Raw genomic sequence first — 17082 nt, 5'->3', positions numbered from 1 at the left:
GGCCTCAGCCGCGCAGCGCGTGCATGACCGGCCGCAACGCGGGATAGCCGGCAAGGTAGTTGCGGTAGAGCGCCTCGTAGCGCGCGACGGCGTCGGGGTACGGCTGCGCACGATCCACCAGATGCACCCAACCCTGGCCCACGGTCTCGGCCGCGGTCAGGCCGGCGCCGAGCGCGGCCAGCATCGCGGCACCGAGACTGGCCTCGACCTCTTCGTGGATCGTGCGCACCGGTCGGCCGGTGACGTCGGCAATGATCTGCATCCAGAGGTCGGACCGGCTTGCGCCGCCGACCACCACGAGCGCATCGTCCAGCGGCTGGCCTTCGCGGCTGCCGGCCTCGATGTTGTGGCGCAGCGCGCAGGCGACGCCTTCGAGCACCGCGCGGTAGAGATGCTCGCGCCGGTGATGCAGGCCGAGGCCGATGAAAGCGCCACTGGCCCTGGGATCCCAGATCGGACTGCGCTCGCCCATCAGGTAGGGCAGGAAGAGCAGGCCCTGCGCGCCGGGCGGGAGCTCGCGCGCGGCCTGTTCGAGCTGCGCGTGCGCATCGGCCGTGTGTGTTGCCCTGCCCTGTTGCGGCTGCATGAGATCGAGGAACCAGGTCACGCTGGCCCCGGCGGTGATCGCGCCGCCGAAGACATAGAGATCGCGCAGGCCGCCGACCACGTGCGGCATGCTGACCAGGCCGTCGCGCGCATCCGCGTGCTGGCGGATGGTGCCCCAGCACATGCTGGTGCCGATCATCGCCACGTGGCTGCCGGGCCGGTTGGCGCCGGCCGCGAGCGTCGCGACGGCAGCATCCACGCCGCCGGCGATCACCGGCAGGCCGATGGGCAGCCCGAGCGTCTGCGCCCAGTGCGCCGTGAGCCCGCCGACCGTCTCGCTCGACTCGACCAGCCGCGCCGGCATCATCGACGCCGGAATGCCCAGCGCGTCCAGCATTTCCGCCGACCAGCGCCGCGCCTTCATGTCGTAGACGCCTCCGATGTTGCCGGCCGAGCTGTGGTCCACCGCGACCTCGCCCGTGAGCTGCGCATTGACGAAGCTGTTCGGCGGCAGGAACGCGCGCGTGCGCTGCCACGCATCCGGCCGCTTCTCGCGCAGCCAGAGCATCTTGGTGAAGCCGTGGTAGCTGTCGACGCCGTTGCCGGTGATGTCGTACAGGCGTTCCAGGTCGACGTGGCCGCGCACCCATTCGACCTCGTCCTGTGCACGCCGGTCCATCCAGATCAGGCAGGGGTGCGTGGGCTGTCCCTCGGCATCGACCGGAATCCCCGAGCCGCCGTAGAGCGAACTCACGCACAACGCCTTCACCGAGGCCGCGTCGATCGCCGCCTCGCGCACCACGCGCGCGATGCAGCGCACGACGGCTGTCATCCAGACCTCCGGCCATTGCTCGGCCCACAGCGGTTCGGGCGTGTCGACCTGGTAGGCCTCGGAGGCCTGCGCGAGGATGCGGCCGGCCTCGTCGACCAGCAGCGCCTTGGTGCTCTGCGTGCCGATGTCCACGCCGATGACGTGGCGCGTCACGCGGCTCATGCTGGCGCGCCCGGTTTGAGCAGCACCTTGATGGAGTCGAGCGAGTTGGCCAGGCGAAAAGCTTCCTCCCATTCCGCCAGCGCGAAGCCATGCGTGACGATGCCGCGCGAGGTGACCAGACCGCGCTCGAACAGATCGATGGCCACCGGATAGCAATAGGGACCGAGATGCGCACCGCGCACGTCGAGCTCCTTGCGGTCGCCGATGATCGACCAGTCGACGCTGGTCTCTTTGCCGAACACGCTGAACTCGACGAAGCGCCCGAGCTTGCGCACCAGTTCCAGCCCCTGGCGCACGCCGACCGGCGCGCCGGTGGTTTCGATGTACACGTCGCAGCCATAGCCGCCCGTGAGCGCATGGACGATCGCCTTGGCATCCTCGCGCTCCGGATCGATGACGACATCGGCACCGAAGGCCTGCGCCAGCGCGCGCCGCTGCGGCACGAGGTCGATCACGACCAGCTTCTTCGGCGTCTTGAGCTTCGCGACCTGCACCATCGAGAGCCCCAGCGGCCCGGCGCCGGCGATGACCACCACGTCGTCGAGCTGGATGTCGCCGCGGTTGACCGCGTGGATCGCGCAGGACATCGGCTCGATCATCGCCGCGTCCTCGAGCGACAGGCTCTCGGGCACCTTGTGCACACGCGCCGTCGGCGGAATGCGCATGTAGTCGGCCATGCCGCCATCCGCGACCTCGCGCTGGAAGCCGAAGATGTTGTGGACCTCGCACATCCAGTACTGGCCGCTGGTGCAGTAGCGGCACTTGTTGCAGGGCACGATCTGTTCGGCGATGACGCGGTCGCCCACGTCGACGCCGAAGTGCTGCGCCGCGCCGGCGCCCGCCTGCACCACGCGCCCGAAGAATTCATGGCCGGGAATCACCGGTGCCTTGACCCATGCGGGTTGGCCGCCACCACCCCAGAACATTGCGGCACCCGAGTAGCACTTGCAGTCGCTGGCGCAGATGCCGCAGGCGCTGATCTCGATGACCAGCTCGCGGGCGCCGGCTTGCGGCCGCGCCGGTCTTTCGAGCCGGTAGTCCTCGGGGCCATGGCAGACGACGGCCTGCATGCCTTGCTGGGATTTCGCTGTCATTTCGGTGTCTTGGCTGGTCATTGCATGATTTGCACAATCGATTGTGCTATTCTGCATTCAACGCCATGACGGTCGATCCGCATTTACCCGCAGAGCACAATGCGTGCGCAACGGGACAAGCCGACTCGCCGATGAGCCTCAAGAAATCCACCATCTACGACCTCGCCAAGCTGGCGGATGTCTCGGCCTCCACCGTCAGCGCCGTGCTCGCCGGCAACTGGCGCGAGCGGCGCATCGCCGAAGCCACGGCCCTGCGCGTGCAGCAGATCGCCGAGCAGCACAAGTTCAACGTGAACCGGCAGGCCAGCGGGTTGCGCAAGAGCCGTTCGGGCCTGATCGGGATGATCATCCCGCTGCACGACAACCGCTTCTTCAGCGGCATGGCACAGACCTTCGAGAAGCTGGCGCGCGAGCGCCACTGGTACCCGATTGTCGTCAGCACGCTGCGCGACCCGGCGCTCGAACTCGAAACCGTGAGCACGCTCATCTCCTACCGGGTCGAATACCTGCTTGTCGTCGGCGCGACCGACCCCGACTCCGTCAGCCGCGTGTGCCGCAACCACGGCGTCGCGCATGTCAATGTCGACCTCCCCGGCACGCAGGCGACCTCGGTGATCAGCGACAACTACTGGGGCGCGCAGCAGCTCGCGCTCGGCCTCATCGATCGGTCACGCGCGCTGCGATCGAGCAAGCGCAACAAGGCCTTCTTCCTGGGCGGATTGGCCAGCGACTACGCGACGCGGCGGCGCATCGAAGGCTTCAGCGACGTGGTGCGCGAACGCTTCGGCAGCATCGAGCCCGCGCAGATCGATGCCTGCGGCTACGAATCCGATCTGGCCGAGGCTGCCACCGCCGCGCTCTACCGGCGCCTGGGCGGCCTGCCGCGCGCGCTGTTCGTCAACTCGACGATCGCGCTCGAAGGCGTGGTGCGCTTTCTCAAGACGTTGCCCCACGATGAACTGACCCAATGCAGCTTTGGCTGCTACGACTGGGATCCTTTTGCGAGCGTGTTGAGCTTTCCCTTGCTGATGGTCCGGCAGAACGTCGAGGGATTGCTGCAGGAGGCCTTCGGCATCATCGACGCCGGCTCATTCGCGGACCGGAAGATCATCGAGATCAGGCCGCAGTTGCTGTCCTTGTAGCGGATTCGGGCGAGCGATCCCCTCCGGACTCGCACAGGCCTCACTCAGTGGGCCGCGCAAGCGGGGGATTCCGCTTTTTCAAGCCGTCCTTGATTTTCAGAAGCGGCGTTTCGATCAGCCAATAGCTCAACGTTGCGGCCGCGAAGGCCTGCACGATGTTGAACGGAAAAGCGAACGCCAATGGTGACTGCTTGAAAAGAAAAAGCTGCTGCCAGAGATAGAGACTGTAAGAGATGGTCCCGACGAAAACGAAGACGCGCGTTCTCAGAATTCTCGAGAGCCAGAACTGTTTCATCGTTGTCACGGCCATGATGATCAAAGCGACGATCGACGCCGTGACCGTCGCACCATAGGTCACCGACCATGCGCCGCCGAGCCTTGCCCCCAGTTCGGGTATGAGAAATATCAGCGCAATGAAACTTGCCGTCACGAGAGCAGAACTGTATTTTTTCGATTCGAGAAAGGTCTTGATGCGCTCCTGATTCAACGCCGTGTAGCAACCGATCAGTATGGAATCCACACCGGTGTGGAGCATCATCAGCAACTGTCCACGCAGGGACGGGACCAGGAAATAGGAAGCGATTCTGATCAAGGGGATGGACAGAATCAGCAAGACCAGAAGTCGTTCACTGCGCCTTCGCAGCAGGAAAATCAGTAGAGGTGGCCAGAACCAATAGAACTGCTCCTCGAGTGCAAGCGTCCAGAAATGCCCCAGATACCACGTTCCGTCGCCATGGGCCGCATTGATCGGGCCGAGGCCAAGAGCCTCCGAGTAGTTCCATACATGCAGCGCGGCGAATGCGAACTGCTCGTACGCGATGTCGATCACCTGACGGTACGTCAGGAACGCAAGGACCACCAGGAAGACGTAGAAGGCCGGCCAGATCCGCAATGTACGGCGGAGGTAGAACCGAACCAGATCGATCTTTTGGGTTGCCTTCCATTCCGAGTTGAGGATGTTGGTAATCAGGAACCCGCTCAGCACGAAGAATATCTGGACGCCAAGGCCGCCATTGGTGAAGAAATTCAAAGGCTGAAGCCAACCGGTGTACCCCCCGGCAACCGTGGCAGACGCGTGCGCGAAAACAACCATCATGACCGCGAGGCAGCGTAGACCGGTGAGTTCAGCTATCCGTGCCTTCATATTCCTTCTTCGGACCTTGCGGTCGCGGCTCTGCGTTGAGCGCGAAAGAGTAGCACGAAGGTCGCACATCGTTAGGGCGCATGCGCCATCCCACCGGCAGCGGCTGCCAAGTTTTACCGGCAGTCGATCGAATAATGAAAAAGCCCCGTCGCAGATGCTGCGCGGGGCTTTGGGAGATTCAACGATATGAATATTGGCGGAACCGGAGGGATTCGAACCCTCGATGAGGCTCTACACCCCATACTCCCTTAGCAGGGGAGCACCTTCGGCCACTCGGTCACAGTTCCTGAACCTTGGATTATGCCAGCTTCACGCGACCGGTTGATCGAGATCGAAGGCCTTGTGCAGGGCGCGCACGGAGAGTTCCATGTACTTCTCGTCGATCACCACCGAGGTCTTGATCTCGCTGGTGGAAATCATCTGGATGTTGATGCCCTCCTCGCTCAGCACGCGGAACATCTTGCTGGCGACGCCGACGTGGCTGCGCATGCCGATGCCGACGATGCTGACCTTGCAGATCTTGGTGTCGCCCACGATCTCTGCCGCGCCGAGCGTGGGCAGCACCTTGGCCTTGAGCAGATCGACGGCCTTGGCGTAGTCGTTGCGGTGGACGGTGAAGCTGAAGTCGGTCTTTCCGTCCTTGCTCAGATTCTGGATGATGACGTCGACCTCGATGTTGGCGTCGGCGATGGCGCCCAGGATGTGGTACGCGATGCCCGGCTTGTCGGGCACGCCGAGCACGGAGATCTTGGCCTCGTCGCGGTTGAATGCGATGCCGGATACGACGGCTTGTTCCATTTTTTCGTCTTCCTCGAATGTGATCAGCGTGCCGGACCCGGCTTCTTCATCGATGTCGATGTCCCACGGCGTGAAGCTGGACAGCACGCGCAGCGGCACCTTGTACTTGCCAGCGAATTCGACCGAGCGGATCTGCAGCACCTTGGAGCCGAGGCTCGCCATCTCGAGCATTTCCTCGAAGCTCACCGTGGCCAGGCGGCGCGCCTCGGGCTCGACGCGCGGATCGGTGGTGTAGACGCCGTCGACGTCGGTGTAGATGAGGCATTCGCCGGCCTTCATCGCCGCCGCAATCGCGACGGCGGAGGTGTCGCTGCCGCCGCGTCCCAACGTGGTGATATTGCCCGCGTCGTCCACACCCTGGAAGCCGGTGATGACGACCACACGGCCGGCATCGAGGTCGGCGCGCACGCGCTCGTCGTCGATGCTTTCGATGCGCGCCTTGGTGAAGGCGCTGTCGGTCTTGACCTGGACTTGCCAGCCCGCATAGCTGACCGCCTGCAGCCCCTCGGCCTGCAGCGCGATCGCCAGCAGGGCCGACGACGCCTGCTCGCCGGTGGCGGCCAGCATGTCGAGTTCGCGGCCGTGGGTGTCGTCGGGACGGCTGGGCGCGAGTTCCTTGGCGAGGCCGAGCAGGCGGTTGGTCTCGCCGCTCATCGCGCTCGGGACGACGACCATCTGATGGCCGGCACGTGCCCACTTGGCAACGCGCTTGGCGACATTCCGGATGCGCTCGGTCGAGCCCATCGACGTGCCGCCGTATTTGTGAACGATCAATGCCATGGGTGAAGTCAAAGAGAAGGATTCGGGCCGCATGCCGGCCTCCAGGCGCCCGGCCAGATCCCGTTCTCAGCGCGAGGGCTGCAGGCTACGGCAAGGGCGAAGCATTGTACCAATGCAGCACGTCGCCCTCGCGCTCGACGCGGCCGCCCGCGATCTTGAGCCGGATGCGATGGCCGCGCGTGCTGCAGGCCTCGATCTGGCCGAGCAGTTGCTCCAGCTGCGCCTCGCTCGGCACCGCGCCGTGATCGCGTTTGAGCCAGTGGCGCAATGCATTTGCCAGGCGCTCACGCGGCAGCGCGCGCAGCGCGGCCAGCGTCGGCGGCGCGCCGGCACCGGCCAGGTCGGCGGCCGCGGTTTCCGCCAGCAGCACAGAGGCCTTGGCCGCATTGCGTGCCGAGCGCGCGAAGGTCTCGCGGAACTGGGGCAAAGCGTTGGCGAGCGCAGGCAGCACCAGTTGGCGAATACGATTGCGCGTATAGCGCAGATCGGCGTTGCTGGGGTCGTCGATGGACGGGGTGCCGCTGGCGACGATCCATTCGCGCAGCACGCTCGCATGCACGCCGAGCAGCGGCCGATGAAAGTGCACGCCGTGCCGCTCGATCTGCCGCGGCATGCCGGCCAGGCCGTCGAGTCCCGCGCCGCGGCTGAGCGCGATCAGCATCGTCTCGACCTGGTCGTCGGCGTGCTGGGCCAGCGCCACATGCTGCAGGCCATGTTCCTTGGCCAGCGTGGCCAGCGTCGTGTAGCGCGCGCGGCGCGCGGCGTCCTCGGGACTTTCGCCGGGCGCATGGCGGGCATCGATGCGGCCCGCATGCAGCGGCACGTTCAGCGCGCGGCAGGTGGCCGTGCAATGCGCTTCGAAATCATCGGCCGCACGCTGCAGACCGTGATGCACATGCAGGGCCTGGACCTGCCCCGGCCAACGCTGCGCCGCAGCATGGAGCAAGGCGGTGGAATCGGCGCCACCGCTGTACGCGATCGCCAGCGGCAACGGCGCCGCCCAGGACGCGAGCGCTGGGGCGGCGGGATTCTCCATCGGATGCGGCGGACTGCAACGGCCCGCGCCAGGTGATGCGGGGCGTCTACTTGCCGCTGTCGGCCTTGGTGTCGGCGTAGCGGCCGTAGCTCTGCAGGCGCTCGTAGCGGCGGTCCAGCAGCTCCTTCGGCCGCAGGTCGCTGACCTGCCGGAAGGCGTCGTTGAGCGCGCGCTTCAGGAACGCGGCCATCTGCCGGTGGTCGCGATGCGCGCCGCCGACGGGCTCGTTGACGACCTTGTCGACCAGGCCGAGCGCCTTCAGCCGGTGTGCGGTGATGCCGAGCGCATCGGCGGCTTCCTGCGCCTTGTCGCTGGTCTTCCAGAGGATCGATGCGCAGCCTTCGGGGCTGATCACGGAATAGATGGAGTACTGCAGCATGAGCAACTGGTCGCCCACCGAGATCGCCAGCGCGCCGCCGGAGCCGCCCTCGCCGATGATGGTGACGATGATCGGCACCTCGAGCTGCGCCATCTCGAAGATGTTGCGGCCGATGGCTTCCGATTGGCCGCGCTCCTCGGCATCGATGCCCGGATAGGCGCCGGGCGTGTCGACGAAGGTGAAGACCGGCAGCTTGAACTTCTCGGCCGTCTTCATGAGCCTGAGCGCCTTGCGGTAGCCCTCGGGCTTGCTCATGCCGAAGTTGCGCGCGGTGCGCTCCTTGGTGTCGCGGCCCTTCTGGTGGCCGAGCACCATGCACGGCGTTCCGTTGAAGCGAGCCAGGCCGCCCACGATCGAGAGGTCGTCGGAAAAGTGGCGGTCGCCGTGCAGTTCGACGAAGTCGGTGAAGATCTCGTTCACGTAGTCGAGCGTGTAGGGCCGCTCGGGATGGCGCGCGATCTTGGTGATCTGCCAGGGGGTCAGGTCGCTGTAGATGTCCTTGGTGAGCTGCAGGCTCTTCTTGCCCAGCTGATCGATTTCTTCCGAGATGTCGACCGCCGATTCGGACTGGACATAGCGCAGTTCTTCGATCTTGCTTTCGAGTTCAGCGACGGGCTGCTCGAAGTCGAGGAAGGTTCGTTTCGCCAACGTCTTCTCCTGTTTTCAATATGCGACCGGTAGCGGGTCGAGCGATCGCCAAATATACCAAGTCGCCACACTGCAGTAAGGCGCCCAGGCCACGGCAACCTCGCGGGCGTCGCTGCGGCTCACCGGATCGCCCGAGAAATAGTTGTGGCTGATGCCGTTGATCAGGCCGAGGTCGTCCAGCGGCAGCACGTTGGGCCGCATCAGGTGGAAGATGAGGAACATCTCCGCCGTCCAGCGGCCGATGCCGCGGATGGCGACCAGCTCGGCAATGATCATCTCGTCGGCCATGGCTTCCCAGGCGTTGACGTGCACTGCGCCCGAATCGAAATGGAGCGCGAGGTCGACCAGGTATTCGATCTTGCGCGCCGACAGGCCGGCCGCGCGCATGTCGTCGACCTTGAGCTTGAGCACGTTGGCCGGCGCCATGCGGCGCGGCAGCTGGGCGAAGCGGTCCCAGACGGATTGCGCCGCCTTCACCGAGATCTGCTGGCCGACGATGCTGCGCGCAAGCGTGGTGAAGGCGTCGCCGCGCGATTCGAGGCAGGCGTCGCCGAAGCGCGGAATCAGCCGCTTCATCACGCGGTCCTTCCGGGCCAGATGCTTGCAGGCCTCTTCCCAATAGTCGGGCGTGAAGACCTCGATGGTCGGTGTCTTGGCGACTGGCATTTCTTATTGTTCGTTCACTTCGCTGCGGCCCAGGTGGTGCCCGTCGGCGAGTCCTTGAGTTCGATGCCCTGGGCGAGCAGGTCGCGGCGGATGCGATCGGCTTCGGCGAAATTCTTGGCCGCCTTGGCCTCGGCGCGCTGCTGGATCAAAGCCTGGATCGAGGCTTCGTCGAGCGTGGTGCCGGCCTGCAGGAAGCGCTCGGGATCGTCCTGCAGCAGGCCGAGGCAGCCGCCCAGCGCCTTCAGCAAGCCGGCCATCGCGCCCGACTGCGTGCGATTGACCTCGCCGGCGAGTTCGAACAGCACGGCCACCGCTTCTGGCGTGCCGAAGTCCTCGTCCATCGCGGCCTTGAAGCGGGCCGCGTAGGGGTCGTGCCAGTCGATCGCGACCTGCGCGGGCGCGACCAGATGCAGCGCGTTGTAGAGCCGCTTGAGCGAGGCGCGGGCGTCGTTCAGGTGCACGTCGCTGTAGCCGAGCGGGCTGCGATAGTGGGCCCGCACGACGAAGAAACGGATGGTCTCGGCGTCGAACTTCTTCAGCACATCGCGAATGAGAAAGAAGTTGCCCAGGCTCTTGGACATCTTCTCGTCGTCGATGTTGATGAAGCCGTTGTGCATCCAGGTGCGCGCGAAGGGCTTGCCGGTCGCGCCTTCGCTCTGCGCGATCTCGTTCTCGTGGTGCGGGAACTGGAGGTCCGCGCCGCCGCCGTGGATGTCGAAGGTCTCGCCGAGCAGGTCGCAGGCCATCGCCGAGCATTCGATGTGCCAGCCGGGACGGCCGGGGCCGAACTCGCTGGCCCATTTGACCTCCTCGGGCTCGGTGGGCTTGGCGCTCTTCCAGAGCACGGGATCGAGCGGGTCGTCCTTGCCATCGAGCACGGCGACGCGTTCACCGGCGTGCAGTTCATCGAGCGTCTTGCCGCTCAGCTTGCCGTAGCCGGGGAACTTGCGCACCGCGTAGTTGACGTCGCCGTTGGGCGAGCGGTAGGCCAGACCCTTGCGCTCCAGCGTGGCGATCATCGACAGCATCTGTGGAATGAACGCCGTGGCGCGCGGCTCGTGTGTAGGCCGTTCGACCCCGAGCGCGTCGGCATCCTGGTGCAATGCATCGATCATGCGGTCAGTGAGCGTTCGGATGCTCTCGCCGTTCTCCACCGCGCGGCGGATGATCTTGTCGTCGATGTCGGTGATGTTGCGCACGTAGTCGACCGCGAGGCCCGATGTCCTGAGCCAGCGCTGCACCACATCGAAGGCGATCATCGATCGCGCATGGCCGAGGTGGCAGTAGTCGTACACCGTCATGCCGCACACATACATGCGCACCCGGCCCGGCTGCAGCGGAGAAAAATCCTCCAGTTCACGCGTGAGCGTGTTGTAGATGCGAAGACTCATGAGGCTCGGAAAGCGCCAGTTCGCGCTCGCGTGATACGGGCGAAAGACAACGGTTTTTTCAGGGGTGGAGGCGTTGCAGCGGCGAGGGAGTGAACATGCCCCCTCGGCTACAATCGCCCGCAGTATAAACGGCCGCCGCCGGGTATTTCCCAGGTGTTTTCGAGGCCCGCGCCACCCTCCTTTTCTCGAGGCTTCATGAAGCACGCCGCTCGTCCCCTGTCCTTTTTGCTCCGCGTCGTCCCGGCCGTCCTGTTGGCGCTCACGATGGCAGCCGCGCATGCCGACGATTACTCGGACGTCAACGGCCTCCTGCGCCAGGGCAAGTCCGACGAAGCGTTGACCAAGGCCGATGCCTACATCGCCGGCAAGCCGCGCGATCCGCAGATGCGCTTCCTGCGCGGCGTGATCCTGACCGAACAGAAGAAGCAGGCCGACGCGATCGCGGCCTTCACCCAGCTCACGCAGGACTTCCCCGAACTGCCCGAGCCCTACAACAACCTCGCCGCGCTGTACGCCGCGCAGAGCGAGTTCGACAAGGCACGTGCCGCGCTCGAGATGGCGATCAAGCTCAACCCCAGCTACGCGACCGCGCACGAGAACCTGGGCGATGTCTATGTCCGGCTGGCGGCGCAGTCGTACAGCCGCGCACAGCAGCTGGAGCCCGGCAATACCACGGTGCCGCCGAAGCTGGTGCTGATCCGCCAGATGTTCGATGCGCCGGCCAGCGGCACACTGCCGCCGGCGCCCGCCGTCATTCGCAAGCCCGTGCGCGGCAAGTAGCCCGCACGCACACCGGCGTTCGCCCTATCGTTTCCAGAAGGGAGTTTCATTGAGCATGCATGCCTTCCCACGCCGCTCGGCCCTCGTCCTGGCCGCTGCGCCGGCCGTTTCGAGTCTGGCCTGGGCGCAGGCCGCGCCGCGGGTCCGGTTCGTGACCTCGGCCGGCGACTTCGTGGTCGAACTCGCGCCCGACAAGGCGCCCAAGACCGTCGAGAACTTTCTTCAGTACGTCAAGGACAAGCACTACGACGGCACGGTGTTCCACCGCGTCATCGACGGCTTCATGATCCAGGGCGGCGGCTTCACGGCCGACCTGCAGCAAAAGCCCACGCGCGCGCCGATCCCGCTCGAGGCCGGCAATGGGCTGAAGAACGACAAGTACACGATCGCGATGGCGCGCACCGGCAATCCGAATTCCGCCACCTCGCAGTTCTTCATCAACGTGAAGGACAACGCGATGCTCAACGCGCCCAATCCCGACGGCTACGGTTACACCGTGTTCGGCAAGGTGGTTGCGGGCACCGACGTCGTCGACAAGATTCGCGCCGTGCGCACCGGCAACAAGGGCGGCATGCAGGACGTGCCGCTCGAACCCGTCACCATCCAGTCCGCCACCGTGGCGAAGTAAAGCAGCAAAGGAACCCTCATGAGCAACCCCCAAGTCGAACTGCACATCAAGGACCAGGGCGTCATCACGCTCGAACTCGATCAGGACAAGGCACCGAAGACGGTCGAGAATTTTCTCGCCTACGTGACCAAGGGCCACTACGACAACACGGTGTTCCACCGCGTGATCTCCGGCTTCATGGTGCAAGGCGGCGGCTTCGAACCGGGCATGACCCAGAAGCCGACCGGCGCCGAGATCCAGAACGAAGCCAACAACGGCCTCAAGAACGACAACTACACAGTGGCGATGGCGCGCACCAGCGCACCGCATTCGGCCACCGCGCAGTTCTTCATCAACGTGGCCGACAACGGCTTCCTGAACCACACGGCGCCGTCGGCCCAGGGCTGGGGCTATGCCGTGTTCGGCAAGGTCATCGGCGGCAAGGAAGTGGTCGACAAGCTCAAGGCCGTGAAGACCGGCCGCAAGGGCTTCCACGACGACGTGCCGCTCGTGGACCTGGTGATCGAAAAGGCCGTCGTCAAGACGGAGTGAAAGCGAAGGCCGGCGCATGACGGCTTTCGCCGAGCTCGTGGCACCGGCGGCGTGGCGCACGGTCGATCTCGTTTCCGATCTCCATCTGCAAGCCGCGGAACCGGCCACCGTCGAGGCCTGGCAGGGCTACCTGCAGACCACGCCGGCCGACGCGATCTTCATCCTCGGCGACCTGTTCGAGGTCTGGGTCGGCGACGACGCGGCCGCCCTGCCCGGCTTCGAGGCGCAGTGCGCCGGGATGCTGCGCCTTGCGGCCGAGCGCCAGCCCATCTTCTTCATGCACGGCAACCGCGACTTCCTGGTCGGTGCCGCCTTCGCCGCGCAGAGCGGACTGACGCTGCTGGACGATCCGACCGTGCTGGTCCTGCACGGCAGGCGCTGGCTGTTGAGCCATGGCGATATCCTGTGTCTCGAGGACACCGAGTACCTCGGCTTCCGTGCCCAGGTGCGCACGGCCGCCTGGCAGGATGCGTTTCTCGCGCGCCCGCTGGACGAACGCCGTGCGCTCGCGCGCTCGATCCGCGCCCAGAGCGAAGACCGCAAGCGCAGCCCTGGCCGAGTCTGGGCCGATGTCGATGCCGAGGCTGCACGCACGTGGCTGCGGCAGGCCGACGCGCCCACGTTGATTCACGGCCACACGCACAAGCCGGCAACGCACGCGCTCGGCGAAGGGCTCGAACGCATCGTGCTGAGCGACTGGGATGCGAGTGCCCATCCGCCGCGCGTGCAATTGCTGTGCTTGTCGAGCGCCGGCGCGCAGCGCGTCGATCTGCGCTGATGTTCCGCTGGTTGCGCAACCTGCGTGCTGTGCGTCCGATCCCGGATGCCGCCTGGCAGGCCACACTGGCGCGCTATCCCTTTCTCGCCGAACGCTCCGGCGCCGATGTGGAGCGCTTGCGAAGCCTCGCCGCCGAGTTCCTGCGCGACAAGGAATTCCATGGCGCACATGGCTTCGTGATCACCGACGAGGTCGCACTCTCGATCGCCGCGCAGGCGGTGCTGCCCGTGCTGCACCTGAAGGGCGGCCTGAACTGGTACGCCGATTTCGTCGGCATCGTGGTGCATCCTTCGGAGGCGGTGGCACACCGCACCACCACCGACTACGCCGGCGTGGTCCATGAGTACGACGAGGTGGTGGCCGGCGAGGCGATGGACCGCGGACCGGTCATGCTGAGCTGGCAGGACGTGCTGGCCAGCAGCGTCACGCACGATGCCGGCTACAACGTCGTCATCCACGAGTTCGCTCACAAGATCGACATGCACAGCGGCGCGGCCGACGGCTGCCCGCCCCTGCCGCCGCGCTTCGCGGGGACGGCGACGCCGCGCGATGCGCGCGCCGCATGGTTTGCCGTGCTGCAGCCGGCGTTCGACACCTTCCGCGAGAAGACCATCCTGGCCGAGCGCTTCGGCGCCGAAGCGCCCTGGCTCGACCCGTACGGCGCGCAGTCGGTGAGCGAATTCTTCGCAGTGGCGTGCGAAGCCTACTTCGTCAACCGCGCGCAGCTGGCGAACGACTTCGCCGCACTGGTCGCGATGTTCGACGCGTTCTTCAGGCCCGACGGGCGCTGAGCCCTGCGGCGCCCACGCGCCCGCGGGCGGTCGGCGGCTACTTGCGCAGCAGCGCCTTGAGCGCGTTCTGCAGTCGGCGTGCCGAAGCGGCATCGTGCGCCGCAGCCAGCACCTTGCCCGCATCCTGCCCCCAGGTCTGTGCGGGCGCGGGATCGCCGCGCCGCGTCAGCAGCTTGAGCTGCAGCGCACGGCGTGCATCGAGCTGCTCGGCCGGCGTCGGCACTTCGGCGGCCATCTCGAGCCGCAGCAATGCCTCGGCCACATCGCCCGCTTGCGGCGACGCACCCAGCGACTGGGACCAACTGCTGCGCACCGCCGGCGAGACGGCCCGCCCGAGTTCCTGGACGCTCGGCAACGCCGCCGCATCGCGCTTCTCCCATGCGGCCAGCAGCTGCGTCAGCGCTTCGCCATGGGCCTGCGCCGCGAGCTTGCGCAGCGAGAGTTCGGCGCGCTCGAGCGCTTCGCGCTGCGCGCGGAACGCGACATCGCCCAGACGCGGCCCGCGGTCTTCGAAACGCGGTGGGCGATCGCCGAAGCGGCCGCCACCCGGCACGGCGCGGTCGCCGCTGCGCGGCGAACGGTCATTGGGCCGACCGCCCGGGGCACCGGATGCGCCACGGCTGTCGCGTCGATCGCGGTCGCCGAACTTGCCGCCGCGCCCCTGCGGCGCGACTTCGGCTTTTCTGTTGCCCGGACGGTCGTCGCCGCGCACGGCGATCACAGGTTTTGGCGCGGGTTTGGGCGCAGCCGCAGGCGCGGTCGCCTCGGGCGCTTCGGCATCGGAACGGGCCGATGGATCGGCACCGTCTGCGGGCGCGACCAAGCCATCTGCAGGGGCCGCTTGTGAATCCGCATGCGCGCCCGCCGGCAAGGCCTCGGCATCTTCCGGCGCGGGTGCATGCCCAGCACTCTCGCTGAACTCGGCTGCGGCCTGGCCCGGGGCCACGGCTTCGGTCGCACCTTCGGAAGGCCCATCGGAAGCTGCCGGCGTCGTCGCCTTCGGCACGGGAGCCGGGCCGGGCGGCGGCGCCTCGCCGCGCAGTGCGGCTTCGAGCTGGGCCACGGCTGCACGAATCTTCTGCGCGTCGCCGGTGCCGTTGGCAGCCTCGAGCGCCTTCGACGCATTGAGCACGTTGCGATCGTGCTCGCTCATGGCGGCCGAGACCTTCTCGCGTTCGGCGGTCTTGCGGTTGAAAGCTTCGTCGATGGGCGCGCGGAAGGCGTCCCACAGTTTCTGCTCATGCCGACGATCGAGCGGCACGGTCTGCGCTTCGGCCTGCCAGCGCTGCTGAAGCGCCTTGACGGCATCGATGCGCAACATCGGCGCGGCGCCGAGATCGGCCGCCTCGGCGATCATCGCCTGGCGCCGCTCGACGCTGGCCTTCTGGGCCGCTTCGAATGGCGCGCGCGCGGCGCCGAAGGCCTCGTTCCAGTGCGGCTGCAACTCGGCGAATACCTTTTCGCCGACATGGCCGGCGTCGCGCCAGCGATCGGCGAACTGATGCAGCGCGCGGTTGTGCGCCTTCAGGTCGGACGCGTCCGCGTGCTCGGCGGCCCATGCCTTCACTTCCTCGATCAGCGCCAGGCGCTGGGCACGGTGCTCGGCCGCGTCGGCGCGCACCTTCTCGAGCCAGGCCTCGACCACCTTGTGGGCTTCGTTGCAGGCTTCGTCGAAGCGCTTCCACAGCGCATGGTTCGGCGCGCCGCCCTGGTCGACCTGTTTCCACTGGTCACGCAGGGCGCGCAGCGTTTCCTGCATCTTGCGCCCGCCGAGTGCCTGGCCCTCGGGACGCTTGAGCAGGCCTTCGGCCTTGGCGACGAGGTCTTCGCGCACCTTGTCGGCGCTCCAGCGCTGCCAGCCTTCGAGCTCGCCGGCGGCGACCAGGGCCGCATGCACACGAGCCTCGAGCGGTGGCTCGACCAGTTTGCCGTGTTCCTTGAGGACCGCGCGCAATGCGGCGGCGGCACCGGCACTCGCCTTGCCGTGACCTTGGGCGGTTTCCTGTTCGAGCCTGGTCAGAGCGGCTTGCACCGCGTCCTGCGCGGCGGCACGCTTTTCCGGATCGACCTTCGGCGCCGCGGGCTTGGGCGCAGCGGCAGGCGTTGCCTCGGCCGCACCGCCGCGCGCCACGCGAATTTCGTCGGCCCACACCGGCACGGGCGGCAGCGGTGCGGCCGGATCCGCGGCGGCTGCCAGCGTCTGCGCCAGCGCGGCATGGAAAGCATCGGACACCACCAGCAGTTGGGCCTTGGACGATTCGAGCTGCGGCGCGAACTTGGCATCCAGGCTGTTCCAGTTGCCATCCGCGGTGATGTCCGCGGCCTGCTGCTGCCAGTGCGCGACGTCGGCGCGCAGCGCTTCCTCGGCCGCCTGCGCATCGCGCCAGCCCTTGGTGGAAAGCACCTCGAAGCGCTGGGCCAGCAACACGGCCGCCTCGCGATGAACCTGTGCGCGGTGCTGCAGATCCTCGATGCCCTTCACACGTTCGGCCAGCGTGGCCTTGAAGCCAGCCAGCGGTTCGCGCGACAGCGGCGCCCCGGCCTTGGCCGCGTCGCGCTGCCAGGCGAGCGCATCGGCGATGTTGAGCTTGGGCTGCGCGAGCAGTGCCTCGGCCTTCTGCGCCCACTCGGCGGCGATGGCCTCCTGGCCCTTGGCACGCTTGAGTTCGTCGAGCTTTTCGCGCAACAGCCGCGCGGCACCCTTGTCGCGGCCGCTCAGTTCCTTGAACACCTCCTGCATCTGCTCGGGCGCCGGATTGCCCGCGAGCCATTCGCGGATGCGCTGCGCGCGCTCGCCCGAGGTGGGCGCAGTGAAGGCGCCGCCGGTCATCGTGTCGAGGGACTGGAGGTCGTGGGGCTTGGTGGAAGTTGAAGTCACTGCGCGAAGGTCGTTATCTGAAGAGGAAAAGCGAAGGCGCCGGCATTTGCCGGCGCACTCCGACATTTTCACCGAGTT

The 17082-nt window shown here is 66.7% G+C and carries 15 protein-coding genes and 1 tRNA gene; 6 read left to right on the top strand and 10 right to left on the bottom strand.

Going from position 1 to position 17082, the window contains the following annotated elements; translation table 11 throughout:
• Window positions 1-4: 4 nt before the first annotated feature.
• Together E5P2_RS11350 and E5P2_RS11345 are read right to left on the bottom strand one after the other, a co-directional pair.
• Window positions 5-1540: an FGGY-family carbohydrate kinase gene (locus tag E5P2_RS11350; protein WP_162567177.1), complete on the bottom strand. Its 1536-nt coding sequence runs from the start codon at window positions 1538-1540 to the stop codon at window positions 5-7.
• Window positions 1537-2655, bottom strand: a complete 1119-nt coding sequence (locus E5P2_RS11345) for an alcohol dehydrogenase catalytic domain-containing protein (RefSeq protein ID WP_443083514.1) — start codon at window positions 2653-2655, stop codon at window positions 1537-1539. The genes E5P2_RS11350 and E5P2_RS11345 overlap by 4 nt, the downstream gene beginning before the upstream one ends.
• Window positions 2656-2765: 110 nt before the next feature.
• Here E5P2_RS11345 and E5P2_RS11340 point away from each other — a divergent pair, with 110 nt between their 5' ends.
• Window positions 2766-3776 (top strand): LacI family DNA-binding transcriptional regulator, encoded by a 1011-nt coding sequence (locus tag E5P2_RS11340; protein WP_162567175.1) that lies wholly within the window; start codon window positions 2766-2768, stop codon window positions 3774-3776.
• 40 nt (window positions 3777-3816) lie between these two features.
• On the opposite strand, the gene E5P2_RS11335 is transcribed toward E5P2_RS11340, so the two are convergent.
• From E5P2_RS11335 to cysS, 7 genes are all read right to left on the bottom strand, one after another.
• Window positions 3817-4920, bottom strand: coding sequence for an acyltransferase family protein (locus tag E5P2_RS11335; RefSeq protein ID WP_162567174.1), 1104 nt, complete (start codon window positions 4918-4920; stop codon window positions 3817-3819).
• A 194-nt stretch (window positions 4921-5114) separates the two neighbouring features.
• Window positions 5115-5207, bottom strand: a tRNA-Ser gene (locus E5P2_RS11330).
• 22 nt (window positions 5208-5229) lie between these two features.
• Window positions 5230-6498 carry an aspartate kinase gene (locus E5P2_RS11325; protein WP_162567173.1) on the bottom strand — a complete coding sequence of 423 codons (1269 nt, stop codon included), beginning with the start codon at window positions 6496-6498 and terminating at the stop codon, window positions 5230-5232.
• A gap of 85 nt (window positions 6499-6583) precedes the next feature.
• Entirely contained in the window at window positions 6584-7534 is a 951-nt protein-coding gene (gene tilS / locus E5P2_RS11320) for a tRNA lysidine(34) synthetase TilS (RefSeq protein ID WP_162567172.1), read from the bottom strand.
• 46 nt (window positions 7535-7580) lie between these two features.
• Window positions 7581-8561, bottom strand: coding sequence for an acetyl-CoA carboxylase carboxyltransferase subunit alpha (locus E5P2_RS11315; RefSeq protein WP_162567171.1), 981 nt, complete (start codon window positions 8559-8561; stop codon window positions 7581-7583).
• A gap of 15 nt (window positions 8562-8576) precedes the next feature.
• Window positions 8577-9227, bottom strand: coding sequence for a DNA-3-methyladenine glycosylase family protein (locus E5P2_RS11310; RefSeq protein ID WP_162567170.1), 651 nt, complete (start codon window positions 9225-9227; stop codon window positions 8577-8579).
• 14 nt (window positions 9228-9241) lie between these two features.
• Window positions 9242-10618: a cysteine--tRNA ligase gene (gene cysS, locus E5P2_RS11305; RefSeq protein WP_162567169.1), complete on the bottom strand. Its 1377-nt coding sequence runs from the start codon at window positions 10616-10618 to the stop codon at window positions 9242-9244.
• Between the two features lie 195 nt (window positions 10619-10813).
• Between cysS and E5P2_RS11300 the strand changes: the two genes are divergently transcribed.
• From E5P2_RS11300 to E5P2_RS11280, 5 genes are read left to right on the top strand one after another with little or no spacing between them, the layout of a single operon-like run.
• Window positions 10814-11398, top strand: a complete 585-nt coding sequence (locus E5P2_RS11300) for a tetratricopeptide repeat protein (protein ID WP_162567168.1) — start codon at window positions 10814-10816, stop codon at window positions 11396-11398.
• Between the two features lie 55 nt (window positions 11399-11453).
• Window positions 11454-12026 (top strand): peptidylprolyl isomerase, encoded by a 573-nt coding sequence (locus tag E5P2_RS11295; protein WP_162570449.1) that lies wholly within the window; start codon window positions 11454-11456, stop codon window positions 12024-12026.
• Window positions 12027-12044: 18 nt separating this feature from the next.
• Window positions 12045-12557 carry a peptidylprolyl isomerase gene (locus tag E5P2_RS11290; protein ID WP_162567167.1) on the top strand — a complete coding sequence of 171 codons (513 nt, stop codon included), beginning with the start codon at window positions 12045-12047 and terminating at the stop codon, window positions 12555-12557.
• A 16-nt stretch (window positions 12558-12573) separates the two neighbouring features.
• Window positions 12574-13335, top strand: a complete 762-nt coding sequence (locus tag E5P2_RS11285) for a UDP-2,3-diacylglucosamine diphosphatase (protein WP_162567166.1) — start codon at window positions 12574-12576, stop codon at window positions 13333-13335.
• Window positions 13335-14126, top strand: coding sequence for a zinc-dependent peptidase (locus E5P2_RS11280; protein WP_162567165.1), 792 nt, complete (start codon window positions 13335-13337; stop codon window positions 14124-14126). The genes E5P2_RS11285 and E5P2_RS11280 overlap by 1 nt, the downstream gene beginning before the upstream one ends.
• A 37-nt stretch (window positions 14127-14163) precedes the next feature.
• On the opposite strand, the gene E5P2_RS11275 is transcribed toward E5P2_RS11280, so the two are convergent.
• Entirely contained in the window at window positions 14164-17004 is a 2841-nt protein-coding gene (locus E5P2_RS11275) for a DUF349 domain-containing protein (RefSeq protein ID WP_232080664.1), read from the bottom strand.
• Window positions 17005-17082: the final 78 nt, after the last annotated feature.

The sequence above is a fragment of the Variovorax sp. SRS16 genome (assembly GCF_901827165.1).
GTDB lineage: Bacteria > Pseudomonadota > Gammaproteobacteria > Burkholderiales > Burkholderiaceae_C > Variovorax.
This window is presented reverse-complemented; position numbering and strand designations above follow the sequence as displayed.